General features: G+C 75.4%; 13 protein-coding genes and 2 pseudogenes. 5 read left to right on the top strand and 10 right to left on the bottom strand.

The genetic code is table 11. From position 1 onward, the window contains the following. On the bottom strand, positions 1–1,527 hold the full coding sequence (locus STTU_RS23055) for an alpha/beta hydrolase (protein WP_007827324.1): 1,527 nt from the start codon (positions 1,525–1,527) through the stop codon (positions 1–3). A gap of 244 nt (positions 1,528–1,771) precedes the next feature. After that, positions 1,772–3,220 carry an MFS transporter gene (locus STTU_RS23060; protein ID WP_043256060.1) on the bottom strand — a complete coding sequence of 483 codons (1,449 nt, stop codon included), beginning with the start codon at positions 3,218–3,220 and terminating at the stop codon, positions 1,772–1,774. 97 nt (positions 3,221–3,317) lie between these two features. Between STTU_RS23060 and dusB the strand changes: the two genes are divergently transcribed. From dusB to STTU_RS23080, 4 genes are all read left to right on the top strand, one after another. Next, entirely contained in the window at positions 3,318–4,523 is a 1,206-nt protein-coding gene (gene dusB, locus STTU_RS23065) for a tRNA dihydrouridine synthase DusB (RefSeq protein WP_007827328.1), read from the top strand. A gap of 238 nt (positions 4,524–4,761) precedes the next feature. Then, the gene (locus STTU_RS23070) at positions 4,762–5,544 is read left to right on the top strand and encodes an SAM-dependent methyltransferase (protein WP_007827329.1); all 783 of its coding nucleotides are present in this window, start codon (positions 4,762–4,764) and stop codon (positions 5,542–5,544) included. A gap of 88 nt (positions 5,545–5,632) precedes the next feature. Then, on the top strand, positions 5,633–6,118 hold the full coding sequence (locus tag STTU_RS23075) for a helix-turn-helix transcriptional regulator (protein ID WP_010268504.1): 486 nt from the start codon (positions 5,633–5,635) through the stop codon (positions 6,116–6,118). A gap of 10 nt (positions 6,119–6,128) precedes the next feature. Beyond that, positions 6,129–6,539 (top strand): VOC family protein, encoded by a 411-nt coding sequence (locus STTU_RS23080; protein WP_007827338.1) that lies wholly within the window; start codon positions 6,129–6,131, stop codon positions 6,537–6,539. 120 nt (positions 6,540–6,659) lie between these two features. Here the strand turns inward: STTU_RS23080 and STTU_RS23085 are convergent, their stop codons facing one another. The 3 genes from STTU_RS23085 to STTU_RS23095 form a co-directional block, all read right to left on the bottom strand. Further along, on the bottom strand, positions 6,660–7,841 hold the full coding sequence (locus STTU_RS23085) for a macrolide family glycosyltransferase (protein ID WP_007827340.1): 1,182 nt from the start codon (positions 7,839–7,841) through the stop codon (positions 6,660–6,662). A gap of 298 nt (positions 7,842–8,139) precedes the next feature. Continuing rightward, positions 8,140–10,086, bottom strand: coding sequence for a glycogen debranching N-terminal domain-containing protein (locus tag STTU_RS23090; protein WP_043256062.1), 1,947 nt, complete (start codon positions 10,084–10,086; stop codon positions 8,140–8,142). Next, positions 10,083–11,366, bottom strand: coding sequence for an MGH1-like glycoside hydrolase domain-containing protein (locus tag STTU_RS23095; RefSeq protein ID WP_007827343.1), 1,284 nt, complete (start codon positions 11,364–11,366; stop codon positions 10,083–10,085). Before STTU_RS23095 ends, STTU_RS23090 begins: the two co-directional genes overlap by 4 nt. 382 nt (positions 11,367–11,748) lie before the next feature. Here STTU_RS23095 and STTU_RS23100 point away from each other — a divergent pair, with 382 nt between their 5' ends. Then, a complete protein-coding gene (locus STTU_RS23100) occupies positions 11,749–13,011 on the top strand; it encodes an ROK family transcriptional regulator (RefSeq protein WP_199785037.1) in 1,263 nt (420 codons plus the stop codon). Positions 13,012–13,153: 142 nt separating this feature from the next. Here the strand turns inward: STTU_RS23100 and STTU_RS23105 are convergent. The 5 genes and pseudogenes from STTU_RS23105 to STTU_RS23125 form a co-directional block, all read right to left on the bottom strand. Continuing rightward, positions 13,154–14,784 (bottom strand): annotated as a pseudogene (locus STTU_RS23105) (phytoene desaturase family protein). Further along, positions 14,784–15,238 (bottom strand): annotated as a pseudogene (locus tag STTU_RS23110) (SRPBCC family protein). Before STTU_RS23110 ends, STTU_RS23105 begins: the two co-directional pseudogenes overlap by 1 nt. Positions 15,239–15,285: 47 nt before the next feature. Next, the gene (locus STTU_RS23115; protein ID WP_043256064.1) at positions 15,286–16,305 is read right to left on the bottom strand and encodes an iron-containing redox enzyme family protein; all 1,020 of its coding nucleotides are present in this window, start codon (positions 16,303–16,305) and stop codon (positions 15,286–15,288) included. Next, entirely contained in the window at positions 16,302–16,595 is a 294-nt protein-coding gene (locus STTU_RS23120) for a CDGSH iron-sulfur domain-containing protein (RefSeq protein ID WP_043256067.1), read from the bottom strand. Before STTU_RS23120 ends, STTU_RS23115 begins: the two co-directional genes overlap by 4 nt. Then, a complete protein-coding gene (locus STTU_RS23125) occupies positions 16,579–17,277 on the bottom strand; it encodes a HemK2/MTQ2 family protein methyltransferase (protein WP_007827357.1) in 699 nt (232 codons plus the stop codon). Before STTU_RS23125 ends, STTU_RS23120 begins: the two co-directional genes overlap by 17 nt. Positions 17,278–17,326: the final 49 nt, after the last annotated feature.

A 17,326-nucleotide genomic window follows, 5' to 3' on the forward strand; every position in this document is an offset into this window, starting at 1 on the left:
TCAGGGGCACGCGATGTCACGGTCGGGCCGCACCCCGTCGACGAGGAACGCCGTCACCGCCGCGTCCCCACAGGCGTTGCCCGTCCCCAGGTACGAGCCGTGCCCCCCGCTGTCCACGGACACGAGCCGCGCCTTGCGTCCCAGGGCCGCGCGCATGCGCAGCGCACCGGCGTAGGGCGTCGCGGGGTCGCGGAGGTTCTGCACCATGAGGATGTTCGACGGCCCCTCGTCCGTGATCCGCGCCGGCGGCTCGGCGGGCTCGTTCTTCCAGTACGAGCACGGCGTGATGTTCACGGGCATGCCCCCGGTGAGCGGGTACCGCGCGCGGTCCTCGGCGACGCCCCGGGCGTGGTCCGCGACCGAGCCGGGCCAGTCGACGTCGTTGCAGATCACGCTGATGGTGACGGCCGCGTCCTGCTGCGACATGGGCTGCGCGAGGGACGGAGGGAGAACGACCGGTCCCGCCGTCGTGGCGTCGGCGGCGCGCACGAGGCCGGCGAACTCCGGGAAGGCCGCGTCGTCGTAGAGCGCGGTCTGGAGCGCCTGGAGGAGCATGCCGCCGGTGAGCGCGAGTCCGGGGGTCGTGGTGGCGCGCGGGTGCGCGTCGAGTTCCCGGGCGAGGCCGAGCACGCGGGTACGGACCCGGGCGGGCCGCTCGGCGAGCCGCTCCGCCCCGCGCGCCGGGTCCGCCGCCCACGCGGCGAAATCCGGGAAGCGGTCCTCGGCGCCAAGCGCCATGTTCGCGAGCCAGCCGCGCTCGACGCGCGCGGGGTCCGGGTCGCCGCTGCTGTCGAGGACGACGCGGGCGGTGCGCCCGGGGTGCTTCTGGGCGTACCCGGCCGCCACGTACGTGCCGTAGGACGTCGCCCACACGGACAGCCTCGCGCTGCCGAGCGCGGCCCGGAGGCGGTCCAGGTCGCGGACCTCGTTGGCGGTCGTGAAGCTCGCGAGCACCGCCCCGCCGTTCTTCCCGCAGGCTTCGGCGGTACGGCGCGAGCGCGCCACGTTCTCCGCGATGCCGCCCCCCGCACCCGGCCAGGACCGGACCGTCGCGAGCCGCCGGTCCTCCTCGGGCAGTCCGCAAGCGGCCGTCGTGCTGCCGCCGACCCCACGCGGGTCGAAGCTCACGAGGTCGTACCGCCCGCCGGTCGCGGCCATGAGCGCGGCCCCCTTGTCCGCGAGCCGTCGCACCCCGGAACTGCCCGGCCCGCCGGGGACGACGGCGAGCGTCCCGCGTCGCGCGCCCTCGGCGCGGATACGGCTGACGGCGAGGTGGACGGTACGGCCGTGGGGGCGGGAGTAGTCGAGCGGGACGGTGAGGGTGGCGCACTCCTGGCGGGCGCTGCCGCAGGGGGACCAGGTGAGGGCGGGGGAAGAGGGGGAGGCGTGGGCGGCGGTGGGGAGGGCGGTGAGCGCGAGGGCCAGCGCGAGGGCGGGAACCAGCAGCCCCTGTGGCGACCGAAGAGCGGGGTGGGGGGCGGAGCCGCGCGAGCGGCCGGGGCGCCGGGCTTTCCGAGGAGTCGTCATACCGTGAACCCTCCTCCGCCCCGGGGCCGGGGCCCATGCGGCGGGCGCCCGACCTCGGGGTGGGGAACTCCCCCCGCTCGCAGGGAGGTTGCCCGGGGCGCGCGGGTTCCTCCCGTACGCGCCCCTAACGCTTGGCCGCCACCGGTACGCGCCCCTGGGGCTTGGCCGCGACGGGTACGCGCCCCTGGCCCTTGGCCGCGACCGGTACGCGCCCCCAGCGCTTGGCCGCCACCGGTACGCGCCCCTAGCGCTTGGCCGCCACCGGGACGTGTCCCGCCTCTTCGAGTCGTGCCGCCGCCCGCACCGCGCTCTCCTTGGCCCGCCGTCCCGAGGACACGAGGCCCAGGACCAGGACGGCCGCTCCGCACCCGGTGAGGACCCACCACGCCGGGCGCGCGGCGTCCGTGAAGGTCGCCTCGTACCGCTGCGGTGTGATGCCCGAGGCGAGGATCGCGCCGAGGAGCGCGACGCCGAGCGCCGAGCCGGTCTGGCGGCTCGTGGAGGCGACGGCGGCGGCGACCCCGGCCTGCGCGCGGGGCATCCCGGAGACGGCCGTGTTGGTGATGGGCGCGTTGACGAAGCCGAAGCCGAGGCCGAAGAGGACGAAGGCGACGACGAGGGTCACGGTGTGGGTCTGCCCGTCGAAGGCCGCGAAGAGGACCCCGCTCGCGGTCATCCCGAGCCCCGCGATCAGCAGCGGCACCCGCGTGCCGCGCGAGCCGACGAGCCGCCCGGACAGCGGCGCGCTCACGAAGGTCACGGCGGCCATCGGGAGCATCCACAGCCCGGCGTGCAGCGCGCTGTAGTGGCGGACGTTCTGGAGGTAGAGCGTCGAGAGGAAGAGGAAGCCGCCGAGCGCCGCGAAGCCGCACACGGCGATCACGGTCGCGCCGCTGAAGGGCAGGCTGCGGAAGAAGCGCGGGTCGATGAGCGGCTCGGGCCTGCGCAGCTCGTACGGGACGAGCAGGGCGACCGCGAGGACGGCGAGCACGGCGCAGCCGAGCACGAGCGGCGAGGTGAGGCCCGCGTCGGGGGCCTCGATGATGCCGAACGTGAGCGCGGCGAGGAGCACGATGACGAGGATCTGCCCGACCGGGTCGGGGCGGCGCCCGTGCGGGGCGCGCGACTCGGGCACGAACAGCGACAGGAGGATGAGCGCGGCGACGCCGATGGGGAGGTTGAGCCAGAAGATCGAGCGCCAGCCGACGGTGTCGACGAGCACCCCGCCGATGAGCGGGCCCGCCGCCATCGAGAGGCCGACGACGCCGCCCCACACGCCGATCGCGCGGGCGCGCTCGCGCGGGTCCGTGAAGGTGTTCGTGATGATCGACATCGCGACCGGGTTGAGCATCGATCCGCCGACGGCCTGCACCATGCGGAAGACGACGAGCAGCCCCAGGTTCGGGGCGATCGAGCAGAGTGCCGAACCGACCGTGAAGACGATCAGGCCGATGCGGAAGACGCGGCGGCGGCCGACGCGGTCCGCCGTCGAGCCGGAGAGCATGAGCAGCGAGGCGATGACGAGCGTGTACGCGTCGATCGTCCACTGGAGCCCCGAGACGCTCGCGTCGAACTCCTTTTGCAGGTCGGGGAGGGCGACATTGAGGACGGTGTTGTCCAGGGAGACGATCAGAAGGCTCATGCAGCAGATGGCGAGGACGGCCATGCGCCGCCGGTGACTCAGCTCGGGCATGAGCAGTATCGTAAATCATTAGTACGCTTTACTAACTAATGACCGGGCCTGTGGACAACCGGCTTGGACTCCTGCGGCGGTACGTGACAATGGAGCCATGTCCTCCGCAGTCCCCCTCGCCACCGCAGCCGACCCCGCCGCACCGACCGGGCCCACCCCGCCCCCCGCCCCGGCGGGCTCCCCCCTGGCCATCGGCCCGCACCAGGTCGCCCCACCCGTCGTGCTCGCCCCCATGGCCGGGATCACCAACGCGCCCTTCCGCACGCTGTGCCGGGAGTTCAGCGGCGGCAAGGGTCTCTTCGTGAGCGAGATGATCACGACCCGCGCCCTCGTCGAGCGCAACGAGAAGACGATGCGGCTCGTCCAGTTCGGCCCGGCCGAGACGCCCCGCTCGATCCAGCTCTACGGCGTCGACCCCGTCACGGTCGGCAAGGCGGCCCGCATGATCCGCGACGAGGACCTCGCGGACCACATCGACCTCAACTTCGGCTGCCCGGTGCCGAAGGTCACACGCAAGGGCGGCGGCTCGGCCCTCCCCTACAAGCGGCACCTGCTGCGCGCGATCCTGCGCGAGGCCGTCGCGGGCGCGGACGGCCTCCCGGTCACGATGAAGATGCGCAAGGGCATCGACGACGACCACCTCACCGCGCTCGACGCGGGCCGCATCGCCGTTGACGAGGGCATCACCGCGATCGCCCTGCACGGCCGCACCACGGCCCAGCACTACGGCGGCACCGCCGACTGGGACGCCATCGCGCGCCTCAAGGAGCACGTCCCCGAGCTGCCCGTCCTCGGCAACGGCGACATCTGGACTGCCGAGGACGCCCTGCGCATGGTCCGCGAGACCGGCTGCGACGGCGTCGTCGTCGGCCGCGGCTGCCTCGGCCGCCCCTGGCTCTTCGCCGACCTCGTCGCCGCCTTCGAGGGCGCCCTGCGCCCGACCCCGCCGGGCCTGCGCGAGGTCGCCGCCGTCATGCTGCGGCACGCGGCGCTCCTCGGCGAGTGGCTGGAGGACGAGGAACGCGGCGTGATCGACTTCCGCAAGCACGTCGCCTGGTACCTCAAGGGCTTCTCGGTCGGCTCCGAGAAGCGCCGCGCGCTCGCCACGACCTCGACCCTCGCCGCACTGGAGGAGGGCCTGCACGGCCTCGACCTCGACCAGCCCTGGCCCGCCGCCGCCGAGGGCCCGCGCGGGCGCACCTCGGGCAACAACAGGGTCGCCCTCCCCGACGGCTGGCTCGAAGACCCCTGGGACTGCGCGGCCCTCGGCGAGGACGCCGAATCGGAGACCTCGGGCGGCTGAGAGGGGCCGGGAGGGAGCCGCGAGGGGGTCGAGAGGGAGCCGCGAGAGGGCCGGAAGGGGAGGCTGAGGGCGGAGGGAGACGGGGCGCCCGAGAGGCGGTCGGGCGCAAGGAGCCGCCGAAAGGGCATTGTGCCTGGCCGGACAGATGCGATCATGAGGTGACACGAGATCAACGCGACCTCGTGGGACTTGAGTTGCAGAGGAAGGCACGCCGATGAGTTCTCCCCTCGACGACCGTATGCAGCGCCTTGAGCAGGAACTCAACACGAGCGTGCCGCACTCCGCACGCATGTGGAACTACTGGCTCGGCGGCAAGGACAATTACGAGGCGGACCGCAAGCTCGGCCAGTACATGGCCGAGACGTACCCGCAGATCAAGGAGATAGCGCGCGCCTCGCGCGCCTTCCAGGCCCGCGCCGTGCGCCACCTGGCGGGCGAGGCCGGCATCCGCCAGTTCCTCGACCTCGGCACGGGCCTGCCCACCGCCAACGCGACGCACGAGGTCGCCCAGTCCGTCGCCCCCACCGCACGCATCGTCTACGTCGACCACGACCCGATCGTCCTCGCGCACGCCCGCGCCCTGCTCACGAGCGGCCCCGAGGGCGCGACCGACTACGTGCACGGCGACCTCGCCGACGCCCCGGCCGTGCTCGCCGAGGCCGCGCGGACCCTCGACCTGACCCGGCCCGTCGCCGTCCTCATCCTCTCCACCCTCGGCCACGTCCCGGACAGCGACGCCGCGCACGCCCTGCTCCGCTCCTACCTCGACGCGCTCCCCTCGGGCAGCTACCTCGTCCAGTGCGACACCATCGAGACCCCCGAGTCGAAGGCGGCGTCCGAGGAGTACGAGGAGGGCGGCGCGATGGCGTACCGCTCCCGGCCGCGCGAGGACATGGAGCGCTTCACGGAGGGCCTGGAGGTACTGGAGCCCGGCTTCGGCTCCATCGACCTGTGGAAGCCCGAGGCCCCGCTCGACCGCGAGCCCATCGAGCAGTGGGGCTTCGTCGCCCGCAAGCCGTGACCCGCAAGCCGTGACCCGTGGCCCGCGAGCCCCGGCCCGCGAGCCCTGAGCGGGCGCCCTTGTCGGCGGTCCGTGGCACGCTGGCGTGATGAGCACTTCACCGCGCACGGGGGACGGCGGGGCCGAGGCGCGCCGCCTGCGCGACCTCGCCGTCCTGCGACGGGTACGGGACCGCATCGACCGCGAGTACGCGAGCCCGCTCGACGTCGAGGCCCTCGCGCGCGGCGCGCACATGTCGGCCGGGCACCTGAGCCGGCAGTTCCGCCTCGCCTACGGGGAGCCCCCGTACGCGTACCTCATGACGCGCCGCGTCGAGCGCGCGATGGCGCTCCTGCGGCGCGGCGACCTCGGCGTCACCGAGGTCTGTTTCGCGGTCGGCTGCGCCTCGCTCGGCACGTTCAGTACCAGGTTCACCGAACTGGTCGGGATGCCGCCGAGCGTCTACCGGGAGCGGGCCGCGCGTGCGGCCGGGGAGGCGGGCGGGGGCGCGGCGGAAGGCGTCCCCGCGTGCCTCGCCAAGCAGGTCACCCGACCGGTCAGGATTCGAGAAGCGCCCGGTCCCGGCCCCGCCTAACGTCGGGGGCATGGACCTCACACTGCACACCACCGTTCTCCCGCACACCGACCCCGAGGCGTCCCTCCGCTTCTACCGCGACATCCTCGGCTTCGAGGTGCGCACCGATGTCGGCCAGGGCACGATGCGCTGGCTCACGGTCGGCCCGAAGGGCCAGGACAGCATCTCCCTCCTCCTCGCCCCGCCCGCCCTCGACCCCGGCATCACGGAGGAGGAGCGCCGCACGGTCACCGAGATGATGGCGAAGGGCACGTACGGCTGGATTCTCCTCGCGACGAAGGATCTCGACGACACGTTCGCGTCGCTCTCGCAGGCGGGTGCCGAGGTCGTCCAAGAACCGGTCGAACAGCCCTACGGCATCCGCGACTGCGCCTTCCGCGACCCGGCGGGCAACCTGATCCGCATCCAGGAGGTGGGCTGAGCCGCATCCCATCGGCTGGAGCCCCGGCCTTCCCGCGTGCTCCCGTACCGGCGTGACGATTGTCGGCGGGTCGCCCGGGAGACACCGCGAGGGGTCTCCCGGGCGACCGCCCGGCGTCCCTCAGTGGCCGCGCGCCACGAGTTCCGCCTCGATGAGATCAGCCGCCCGCGTGGTCCCGCCCTCGCGCAGGGCCTCTTCGCGGAGGCGTGCGGAACGGCGGGACACCTCGGGGTCGCCGACCAGGTCGAGCAGTGCCTCGCGCAGGCGGTCCGCCGTTGCCTCGGCCGTGTCGACGCGGTGGGCGATGCCCAGCTCGACGAGGCGGTCCGCGTTGGCGAACTGGTCGACGGCCTGCGGAACGGCGATCATCGGGACGCCCGCGAGCAGTGCCTCGCCGCAGCCGCCCATGCCCGCGTGCGTCACGAAGGCGTCGGCCGCCGCGAGGACCGCGCGCTGCGGAACCCAGGAGCTGACCTCGAAGTGGGCCGGTACGGGGCCGAGTTCGGCAGGGTCGACGTACTTGCCGATCTGGAGCACCACGTGCCATCCCGGGAGTTCCCCGAAGGCCGCGACGCACGCGCGGTAGAAGGCGGGCTGCCGGGTGAACGCGGAGCCGAGCGAGACGAGCAGGACGCGCTCGGCGTCCGCCGGGCGCTCCCACGTCTCCGCCTCCGCGTCGAAGCACGGCCCCACGAAGGTCACGACATCCGTGTTCACGCGGTCCGCGTGCGGCTGCATCGCGCGCGGGACGAGCGCGAGCGAGCGCGCGGGCGGGCCCATGAAGGTGTCGACGTCCCGCGTCGTCGCCCCGCACTCCGCGAGCCAGCGCGCGAAGCGCTCCTGGTACGCGTCCGCGCCGGGCAACGCCTTGATCCGCGCGCCGACCTCCTCCGCGTACCCCTCCCACCCGACGAAAGCGGGCGAGAGCTGCACGAGCGGCCTGCCCTGCGCCTCGGCGAGCGCGCGGGCGTGGTAGGCGCCGATGTCGTAGAGGTAGAGGTCGGCCGGGTCGCTGTCGTAGGCGGCGCTCAGCTGCGGAAGGGACTGGACGCCGTCGTCCAGGAAGAGGCCCATGGCCCCGATGGGGTCCTCGGGCCACTCGTTGTCCACGTGCGGCAACACCGAGGTGACGGGGACGAGTTCGGCACCGGTCGGCTCGACGAGGTGCGCGACGGAGGGCGCCGTCGCGTAGGTCACCCGGTGGCCGCGGGCGACCAGCTCGCGCACGATGTCCAGGCTCGGCCGCATGTGGCTCACGAGGGGGGCGCACACCATCGCGAGGTGGGCGGGGGCAAGTGGCATGGGAACACACTCGTTTCAGGTCTACGGGTCTACAGGGGCAGCGCGTGCCGACGCACCGGCGCGCAGGGCCGGGCGGCACGTGGCGGGGGAGGGGGCCGGTGGCGGCCCGCTCGCTTCAGCCGTAGATCTGACGGAAAGACATGCGGACGACCCTAGGGGGCGCGGCGCGTGGCCGCACGTCCTTTTTCCCGCCCCGCGCCCCGTCCGCTCACGCCCGTCCGCCCCGCTCGTCCGCTCACGCCCGTCCGCCCCCGCTTCCCCGGCACCCCGACCTCTCGCCCCCCGCTGCCCCCGCCCCCTACCCCCCGCTCACCGCCGTCAGCAACGCCAGCGGTGCCGCCGCCGACCGCGACTCGCGCACGCACGCGTACGGTGCCGCCACCGGCAGCGGGTGCCGGGTCCGCTCGTACCCCGCCAGGACCTCCGGGAGGCGGTGGTCCTCGTGCGCCGCCGCCTCCGTGAGGCCGTGGGCGACGCGGAGGGCCTCGTCATGGAGGCCGTAGCGGGCGAGGCCGAGGGCGAGGAGGGCGTTGTCGTGCGGCCAGACCGCGCCCCGGTGGTAGGCGAGCGGGTGGTACGCGGCCTGCTCCGCCGCCAGCGTCCGCACGCCCCAGCCCGAGAAGAAGTCGGGCGCGAGCAGTCGGCGGCCCACCGACTCGCCCCACTCCTTGTCGAGCAGCCCCGACCACAGCAGGTGTCCCGCGTCCGAGGCGAGCGCGTCGAGCCTGCGCCCGTCCTCGTCGAGCGCGAGCGCGGGGAAGGAGTGCTCCGGCATCCAGAAATCGCGCTGGAAACGGTCGCGCAGATCGGTCGCGGCCTGGTCGAGCAGGTCCGCGTACACTTGGTCGTCCCACACCTGCCGGGAGAGCCGCGCGGTCCGGCGCAGCGCGTCGTACGCGTACCCCTGGGCGCCCGCCGTCAGGACCGGGCCGCTCGGGCGCGTCCCGTCGGCCGCGCAGATCGCGCCCGGCGTGTCGCGCCAGTTCTGGTGCGCGAGACCGCCCTCGTCCGCGCGGTGCACGAGGTAGCCGCGCGAGGTGAGCCCGCCGTGGTCGAGCATCCAGGTCACGGCGGCGCGCGCGTGCTTCTCCAGGCGCCGCGCCGCGCTCTTGTCGCCGGTCCGCTCGGTGTACGCGCCGAGCAGGACGAGGAAGAGCGGCGTCGCGTCGACCGAGCCGTAGTAGCGGCCGAAGGGCACCTGCCCGAAGTGCGCGAGTTCCCCGTGCCGCACCTCGTGCACGATCTTGCCCGGCTGCGCGACGCGCGCGGCCGTCTCCTCGGTGGCCTGCGCGGCGGCGAGCGCGGCGAGCGTCGCCGCGGCCGGTTCGGGGCGGTAGGGGAGGAGGAAGAGCGAGGTGAAGAGCGCGTCACGGCCCAGCAGCGTCTGGAACCACGGGGCCCCGGCGGCCGGGACCCGCAGCGGCTCCCCGTCCGGGCCCGCCGCCGGGACCTGGAGCGCGGCGAGGTCCGCGAGCCCCCGCGTGCACGCCGCGCCCAGCTCGGGCCAGCCGGCCGCGAGCGCCACCCCCTCCGCGTAGTCCGCCGCCTCCTCGGCGAGCAGTCGCGCCGCCTCGCGCGGCGAGTCCGGCACGAGGAGCGGGGCGAGACCGCCGTTCCCCGAAGCCCGTACCCGCAAGGTCACTTCGGTGCTGTCGCCGGGCTCGCAGTCGAGCTGCCACACGAGCCGCCGCGCCCCCGTGCCCGTCTCCTCGACGGCGTCCGGGGGCGGTTCGGCGGTCACGGCGGTACGGGCCTGCCAGTCGCCCCGCCGGTAGCGGAATTCGAGAGCCCCGTCCTCGGTCAGCTCCCGGCCCCGCACCGCCCCGGGTTTGCTGTACGTGCGGTGGTCGGCGCGCAGCTCGAACTGGTCGCTGAAGTCCGCGTCCACGGTGAGCGCGAGCCGGACCGCGAGCGGGCCCTGACGATTGCTCAGGACCCGTACCGTCTCCACGAACGAGCCGTCCACGACGGCCTGTTCGCGGAAGAGCGTGCAGGCGGGCGGCTCGGTGCGGCTGCCGTGCGGGCTCAGTACGCTGCGCAGCGTTCCGCTGCCCGCGGCCGGGGCGAGCACCTGCGGCACCCGGCCGTCCACGGTGAGCTGCCAGCGGCTGAGGTGGCGCGCGTCCCGTACGAAGAGCCCGTCCGGGGCCGTGCCCCGCGCCCCCGTGATGTCCCCCGCCGCGTCGACGGCGGCGAAGCTCGACCCGTGCACGAGCGTCCGCCGAGCGGTGTCTTCCCTGTTCACTCCCCAACCCCTTCCTCGGCCAGCAGGTCGAGACAGAGCGCGGCCGTCCAGCCGAACTCACGCGCCCCGAGCCCCCGCCCCGTGGCCGGATCGACGTACTCCGCGAATGCCGTCGCACCCGCCGTCCGAAGGAACGCGTCCCGCAGCGCCGCGGCGCCCACCGGGTCCCCGTGCTGCCGGAGCCCGCGCAGCAGCAGCCAGTTGACGTTGAACCAGGCGGGCCCACGCCAGTAACGACGCGGGTCCTGCGCGGGTGACGTCAGATCGTGGCTCGGTACGAGCAGGCTGCGCGTGCCGAGCCCGAAGCGCGGCCCGCGCAGGCTCGCCCGCAGCGCCCCCGCGATCCCCTCCGGCAGCCAGGGCAGCAGGAGCGGGAGCAGCCCGGCGGCCCCGTACTCCGGCGGCTTTGCCGCCTTCCCCTCCAGGTCCCGGCTCAGGAACAGCCCCGCCCCCGGCTCCCACAGCCGCTCGACCAGCACCCCGGTCAGCTCCCGCGCCCGCCGGGTGCGCGGCCCCGGGTCCTCGCCCAGCTCGGCCGCGATCGCCGCGAGCGCGTACTCCGAGGCGATGAGGAGCGCGTTGAAGCCCGGGTCCTCGACCGCGAACCGCGCCCCGTCGGGCCGCTCGGCCCGGTCCGCGTAACCGCTGTCGCGGTAGGCGGCGGCGAGCCGCACGTACCGCCCGTAGTCGAGATCCGTCGGCCGGTCCTCCGCGCTGCCGTGGTCGAGGTCGGCGCGCCGGTAGGAGTCGCGCGGGGCAGGCACGACGCGCGCGAGCGGCGCGTCCCAGCACGGGCTGTTGTCCATGCCCGACTCCCACGGATGGACGAGCGCGGCGAGCCCCGCGCCGCCCAGGTCGCGCGCCTCGGAGAGATAGCGGTGCCACGCCACGAGCTTCGGGTACATCCGCGCGAGGAAGGCGAGCGAGCCCGGCTCGCGCGGCGCCGCGCGGTGCACGAGCCACACCGCGAGCGCGTGCACGGGCGGCTGCACGATCCCCGAGGTCTCGGGCGCGGCCGGGGCGGCGGGGGCGTGCGAGGAGCGCCAGAAGTCCGGGCTCGGGAAGTACGCGTCGAGCGGGACCGCCGGGTTGAAGACGATGTGCGGCACGCGGCCGTCCGCCCACTGCGCCGCGAACAGCGTCTCGATCTCGCGGCGCGCCCGCGCCGGGTCGAGCCGCCGCAGGCCGATCGCGATGAAGGCCGAGTCCCACGACCACTGGTGCGGGTACAGGGAGCGCGAGGGCACGGTCGAGGCGCCCGTCCGGTTCGCCGCGAGCACGGCGGCGGCGCCTCGCCACAGGTGGCGCAGCTCACGCGTACGTTCACCCGTACGGGGACGCGGATGGGATGCGATCCGCGGCGCGGGAACGAGGGGCGCGGCGGGGTGCGGGGGAGGCGCGGAACCCGGGGGAGCCGCCGTCGCGGGGCCCGGCGCACCCTGGTGGGGGAGCTCAACGGGCCCCGCATGCCGCGTGATACGGCTGGGACGGCTGGTGACTCGGGATGTGGGTTCCACGTAGCGCTCCCCGGGGAGGTCCTGGGACAGTCCGGGCACACGAGGTCCCGGGCCCGCGGTACCGGGTACCGTAGGGTTACGTCTATTTAACACGCAGAACTTACTGTGTAATGCGAACTCGGCGAACGCAAGGGGGTAGGACACGGTGGCTAACCAGGCTAGCGCGGGGGATCTGCTCCAGTTGGTGCGCACGGGTTCCGCGACGACTCGCGGGGACCTCCAGCGCGTCACCGGGCTCTCTCGCGCGACCGTCGGCCAGCGCCTCGACCGGCTCTTCCGCGCCGGCTGGCTCCGCGAGGGCGACGCGGCGCCGAGCGCGCCCTCGCCGCAAGGGGGACGCCCCTCGGTCCGCCTGGAGTTCGACGACCGGCACGCGATCGTCCTCGCGGCGGACCTGGAGACCCGTCACTCCCGCGCCGCCGTGCTCAGCCTCACGGGGGACGTGCTCGCCGAGACGAGTTGGCCGGTCCTCCTCTCGGAGGGGCCCGAACACGTCCTCGGCGAACTCGGCGCCCGCTTCGCGCGCCTTCTCGGGGACGAGGGCCTCGACCCCGCCTCCGTCTGCGGTATCGGCGTCGCCGTCCCCGGGCCCGTGGACAGCGAGAGCGGCACCCTCGTGGACCCGCCGATCATGTCCGGCTGGGGCGGCTTCGACCTGAGCGGCCGGCTCGCGCGCGCCTTCGCCGAGGCGAGCGGTTCGGTGCGCGGTCCGGCGGGCGGCTCCGGGGGCGGTGCGGCGGGCGGCTTCGAGGGAGGGGCCCTCCCGCCCGTCCCCGTGCTCGTCGAGAACGACGCCAACCTCATGGCGTACGGGGAGCAGCGCACCGGCTGGCCGGAGTGCCGCGCCTTCGCCCTGGTCAAGGTGTCGACCGGGATAGGGGCCGGGGTCGTCGTGGACGGCACCGTGTACCGGGGCGTGGACGGCGGCGCGGGCGACATCGGGCACATCAGGGTCCCGGCGGGGGAGGGGCTCGACTGCATGTGCGGGGCGCAGGGCTGCCTCGCCGCCGTCGCGAGCGGCCGGGCCCTCGCGGCGCGGCTCCGCGCGGCGGGCGTCCCCGCCGCCTCGGGCTCCGACGTCCGTGCCCTCCTCGCCGAGGGCCACCCCGAGGCCGCGGGCCTCGCCCGCCAGGCGGGCCGCCAGGTCGGCGAGGTCCTCGCGACGGTCGTGACCCTCCTCAACCCCGGCGTCCTCATGATCGCGGGCGACCTCGCGGGCACCCCCTTCCTCACCGGGGTCCGCGAACTCCTCTACCAGCGTGCCCTGCCCCGCTGCACGGCCCACCTCGACGTCGTCACCTCACGCCTCGGCGACCGCGCGGCCCTCGTGGGCGCGGCCCACCTCGTGGTGGAACACCTCTACGCCCCGGGACGGGCGGAGGAACGCCTGACGGCGCTGGGGGTGTAGTACGGAAGACGGACACGGCTGGTCCACCGCCCGTACGAGGCCGGGTGTGCAGCCGACTGCTGACCCGCCGTCCGTACGAGGCGTGCCGCCCGCGGCTGGTCCGCCGCCCGTACGGGACGGAGCGCGCCGCCCCGCCCATCGCTCACTCCTCCTCCCACGTCCCCTCCCGGTCCCGCCGGGCCAGGTGCCGCTGGAGGCGGCTCAGCATCCTGGGCGGGAAGTGCCCCCGTACCGCCGCGCGCGCCGCGTTCGCGCCCGGGGCGCCGTGGACGCCGCCGCCCGGGTGGGCCGAGGCCGAGGCGAGGTACAGGCCCTTGACCGGGGTCTCGGGGCGTCCGCTGCCCGGCAGCGGGCGGAAGAAGAGTTCCTGGTGGAGCGCCGCCGTGCCGCCGTTGATCGCGCCGCCCTTCAGGTTCGCGTCGAGCGCCTGGAGCGTCGGCGGCGCGAGGACGCGGCGGGCTCTGACCCGCGCGCGGAAGCCCGGCGCCCAGCGCTCCACCTCGCGCTCGATCCGGTCGGCCATCTCCTCGCCCTGCCCCGGCGTCCACCGGCCGTCCAGGCCCGCGTCCCCCGCGTCGCCCCTCACCGTGTGCGGCACGTGCGTGTAGGCCCAGGCCGCCTGCGTACCGGCGGGGAGCGCGAGGGGTCGGCGGTGGTCATCTGCCCGAAGAGGAGGAAGGGGTGGTCGGGCACGCGGCCCATGGCGAGCTGCGCGGCGAAGCGCGTGAGGCCGTCCACGCCGTCCGCGAGGTGCACCGTGCCCGCGCCCCCGGCCGCGTCCCCCGCCGTCCACGGGACGGGCCCGTTCAGCGCCCAGTCGACCTTGAAGGTCGCGAAGTCCCACTGGAAGGTCGCCAGATCGGCGTGCACGCGACCCGGCAGGTCCCCCGCGTCGACCAGTTCCCCGTACAGCGCCGGGGCCGACACGTCCGCGAGCACCGCGCGTCCGGCGGGCACCGTCTCGCCGCCCGCCGTCCGCACCCCCGCCGCGCGACCGCCGCGCACGAGGACCCGCGTCACCCGCTCCCCGCAGCGCACCGTCCCGCCGCGCTCCTCCAGGCGCCGTACCAGCGCGGCCGTGAGCGCGCCCGCCCCGCCCACGGGGACCGGGAAGCCGTAGGTCTGGCCGAGCATCGACATGAGCCAGCCGTAGCCGCCGCTGCCCGCCGCCTCGGGGGCGAGATCGGCGTGCAGCGCGTTGCCCGCGAGCAGCACCCGTCCCGCCGCGCCCCGGAACTCCTCCTCGCCGAGCCGCCGCACCGGCTGGACGAGCGAGCGCGCGAGCCTGAGCCCTCCGCCCGCCCGCACCAGCCGCGCGAGCCGCAGCCCCTCGCGCACCGGCGGGAACGGCGTGAACAGCGCGCCGATGAGACCGGGCCCGACCCGCTCCCACGTCCGGTACAGGCCGAGCCACGCCTCGCCGTCGCCCGGCGCCGCCGCCTCCAGGGCCGCCGCCGTGTCCTCGGGCCGACGCTCCAGGACGGCGCAGCTCCCGTCGGGGAAGGGGTGCGCGAGGACGCGCGGGGCGTGGCTCCAGCGCAGCCCGTACCGCTCCAGGCCGAGGCCGGCGAGGACCGGCGAGGCGGCGGCCAGCGGGTAGAAGGAGCTGCCGAGGTCGGAGACGAAGGCGGGGTCGACGCCGCGGTCCGAGCGGACGGCGCCGCCCGGCTCCGGGTTCGCCTCCAGGACTTCCACGCCCCACCCGGCGTCCGCGAGCACGTTCGCCGCGACGAGCCCGTTGGGGCCCGCGCCGATCACCACCGCGTCCGCCATCAGCCCGTCCCCTCCGCGCGCGGGGAACCCGCCGCCACCGTCTTCGCGAGGCGCGACAGCATGAGGCGGTTGCGCACCTGGCTCAGCGCGTCCGCCAGCGGGTTGTGCAGGAGCCCGGCGGGCCCGCGCAGGGGGTGCTCGTCGAGGACGACGAGGGTGTCCGCGCCCCATTCCCGCACGTCGAGCGCGATACGGGCGGTGCCGAGCCGGCCGCTGTCGACTTCGAGTTCCAGGATCGCGGGCGCCTCGCAGCGCCGTACGGAGGTGTGCCCGGACAGCGTCCGGCCGCAGAGCCGCACCGTGTACCCGATGCTCGCGCCCTCCTCGGGCCAGTGCCCCTCCTGGGACCAGGACCTGTCGGTGCCCACGACCCAGTCGCCGTAGCGCGCGGCGTCCGCGAGGACCGCCCACACCTCGGCCTGGGGCGCTCGATCAGTTTGTGCCGGACCGCCATGAGGGCTCCCGTCGTCTGGGTTCCGCCGCCTGCCCCCGTACGGTGCGTCAGCGCGCGTCCCGGGTGTCCCTGAGCGCCGACCGGCCCTCCCGCCACGCCCCCAGCAGGTGCGCCGCCAGGTGGTCCTCCAGGAGGTCCGTCGCCTCCGCGCCGAAGGCGACGTCCGCCGCGAGGCCCGGTTCGTCCGCGAGGAGGCCGCCGATCACCTCGCGGCGCACGACCTGCTCGTGCACCGCGTCCGCCTCGACGTGCTCGGCGTAGAAGTGCTCGGCGGCGGGTCCCGCCCCGGTGCGGCGCATCGCGGCGGCGATGCGGCGGGAGCCGGGCGAGGAGGTGACCTCGACGGCGGCGAAGTGGCCGACGAGCGCGGCGCGCAGCGAACGGCGCAGGCCGAAGAGCGACATCATGTTGACGACGGCGAGCGCGGCGGCGGGGGCCGCGTCCACGTAGTGGCCGTACCGCGTCTCAAGGCCGAGGTCCGTCATGAGGTCCGCGAAGAGCCGCGCGTGCATGCCCTCGGCCCGCCCCGCCCCGTACTCGTCGTACTGGATCGCGACCATCCCGGCCTTGGCGCGGCCGGTCAGCCGGGGGACCACCCACAGGTGCGGGTCGGCCTCCTTGAGGTGGTAGAGCGAGCGCAGGGCCGCGTACTCGCGCAGTTGCTCCCCCGTGCCCTCGTGTTCGAGGTGGTACGCGACGCTCCCGGTGTGGTCGGCGGGCTCCACCAGCAGCCCGTCGAAGACCTCGGCGACGTCCCGGCCGCCGGGCACGTCGGCCCGCAGCGCCCCGAGGAACCGTTCTTCCAGCGCCCGCCGCAGCGGCATCAGCGCGGGGTGCCACTCATGGTCCTCGGGCACCCCGGCGAAGCCCCGGTAGTGCAGCTCGTAGAGCGTGTGGAGCGCGACGTGCAGGTCCTCGCCGTACGGGTCCGCCGTCGCCGCCCCCGCCGTGTCCACGGCCGGGACCTCGGGCGCGGTCAGCGCGGCGCGGACCCGGGCGGAGAGGGGGCCGCGGGCTTCGGGGAGCGCGGGGCCCGTGCGGGGTGCGCGGTCGGTGGTCGTCGTCATGCGCCGCCTCCTTCGCGTTCGCGCGGCGGGGTCGCGGGGCGTGCCGGGCGGCGGTGCCCGCGGTGGCTCGTGTCGCACCACGGGTACGTACGGCTGCGGCGGCACGTGCAGACCGCGACGACGAAGCGGTCCGAGACCGACACCGTCCCGTCGTCCGCGACCACCTCGACCGGGCCTTCGACCAGCAGCGGTCCCTCACGGTCCACCGAGATCCTGCGGCGCCGCTCGGCCTCGTTCCCGCGGGGGCGCTCGGCCTCGCTCCGGCGGGGGTGTTCAGGCGCGTTCGGCACGGATCACCACCAGTTCCTCGGTCCCCGCCCCCGCGTCGAGGAGGCCTTCCGCGCGCAGCCACGCGAGCCGGGCCCGGGTCACGGGGCCGAACGGCACCTCGCACCGCTCGGCGACCTCGGCGCGCAGCCCCGCCTCGCCGAGCCGCCGGAGGGTCTCCTCGGCCCGGCACATCGCCGAGTGCACGAGCAGCAGCACCCCGCGCGGCGAGAGGACGTCGCCGGCGTGGGCGCAGACCCGGTCGACGAGGTGGCGCCCGCCGGGGCCCGCGTCCCAGGCGAGGGAGGCCGCGTGGCTCCGGCCGCGCCGCGGGCCCGTGCGCGCGGCCGGGTCGGGCACGTACGGCGGGTTGCTCACGACGAGGTCGAAGCGCTGTCCGCGCACCGGGCCGGAGAGGTCCCCGCGCAGCACGCGCACGCGCTGCCCGGCCCGTGCCGCGTTGATCCGCGCCGAGACCACCGCCCGCCAGGACAGGTCCGTCGCGCAGACCCGCGCGCCGCGCCGGGCGGCGAGCAGGGCGAGCGCCCCGCTGCCGGTGCACAGGTCGAGCACGTGCGTGTGCGGGCCGATCGGCTCGGTGCCGAGGGCGCGGGCGAGCAGGTGGGTGTCGGCCTGCGGCGCGTACACGCCGGGCAGCGTCCACAGGCCGTCGAGCCCAGGGGGGAGGGGAGGGGCAACCGCCATCACGCGTACCTCCGGGGGAGTGGGGCCTCGCCACCGCTCCTCCGGGGAG

It is taken from the genome of Streptomyces sp. Tu6071, from assembly GCF_000213055.1.
Taxonomy (GTDB): domain Bacteria; phylum Actinomycetota; class Actinomycetes; order Streptomycetales; family Streptomycetaceae; genus Streptomyces; species Streptomyces evansiae.

Coding starts and splice junctions, on each gene's coding strand:
- STTU_RS23055 (WP_007827324.1), bottom strand. CDS start 1,527: ATGACGACTCCTCGGAAAGCCCGGCGCCCCGGCCGCTCGCGCGGCTCC.
- STTU_RS23085 (WP_007827340.1), bottom strand. CDS start 7,841: ATGCCACTTGCCCCCGCCCACCTCGCGATGGTGTGCGCCCCCCTCGTG.
- STTU_RS23070 (WP_007827329.1), top strand. CDS start 4,762: ATGCAGCGCCTTGAGCAGGAACTCAACACGAGCGTGCCGCACTCCGCA.
- STTU_RS23060 (WP_043256060.1), bottom strand. CDS start 3,220: ATGCCCGAGCTGAGTCACCGGCGGCGCATGGCCGTCCTCGCCATCTGC.
- STTU_RS23080 (WP_007827338.1), top strand. CDS start 6,129: ATGGACCTCACACTGCACACCACCGTTCTCCCGCACACCGACCCCGAG.
- STTU_RS23125 (WP_007827357.1), bottom strand. CDS start 17,277: ATGGCGGTTGCCCCTCCCCTCCCCCCTGGGCTCGACGGCCTGTGGACG.
- STTU_RS23115 (WP_043256064.1), bottom strand. CDS start 16,305: ATGACGACGACCACCGACCGCGCACCCCGCACGGGCCCCGCGCTCCCC.
- STTU_RS23075 (WP_010268504.1), top strand. CDS start 5,633: ATGAGCACTTCACCGCGCACGGGGGACGGCGGGGCCGAGGCGCGCCGC.
- dusB (WP_007827328.1), top strand. CDS start 3,318: ATGTCCTCCGCAGTCCCCCTCGCCACCGCAGCCGACCCCGCCGCACCG.